Annotated in this window: 1 protein-coding gene; it reads right to left on the bottom strand. The window is 69.4% G+C overall.

The features are described 5' to 3' along the window. The coding region (locus tag HW445_RS32645; RefSeq protein WP_180224347.1) for a MerR family transcriptional regulator at window positions 1-569 on the bottom strand (569 nt) is incomplete at its 3' end. Window positions 570-611 lie beyond the last annotated feature (42 nt).

Below are 611 nucleotides of genomic sequence, written 5' to 3'. Positions count from 1 at the left end.
GCGGGGTCGGAGACCGGCGTGCCGGCCACCATGAACTCCGCCATGCGGATCATCTGTGCCGTCACCTCACGCTGCCAGCGCTCCGTGTCGTCGGAGGTCATCGCCTCGACCGCCTGCCGGGTCTGCTCCCATGCCTGAGGCCATCGCTCCCGTACCACGGCCTCGGCCTCGGAGGGGGCCTGGAACCCCTCGAACAGGTTCTCCGGCTTGTTGATCTTGGTCATCTTCCCGTTGTCCCTGCCTTCTTCCAGTTCGGCGATGGTGCGGCCGACCGTACGGGCCAACGTCGCCAGCCGGTCCCGTCCCGCGAGCAGGCGTTGCTGGTGCTCACGGAGCACGGCCACCTGGTCGCGCCGGCTGTCCAGGACCGCCTGGATCTCGCGCAGCCCCAGGTCCAGCTCCCGCATCAGCAGGATCTGCTGCAACCGCAGCAGATCGGCCTCCTCGTGGTAGCGGTGCCCGTTGCTTCCGATCCACGCGGGCGGCAGCAGGCCGATCTCGTCGTAGTGCCGCAGCGTCCGCGATGTCACCTTGGACATCCGCGCCACCTCCGCGATCGACCAGGCCATGCCGGTGCCTCCCTCGCCGGGCCGGTCTCTCCGGCCACACAC

This window comes from Streptomyces sp. UH6 (assembly GCF_013421635.1).
In the GTDB taxonomy this organism is placed as follows: Bacteria; Actinomycetota; Actinomycetes; order Streptomycetales; family Streptomycetaceae; genus Streptomyces; species Streptomyces abyssomicinicus.
Note: the sequence above shows the minus strand (reverse complement) of the source record. Positions and strands in the feature narration are given on the sequence as shown.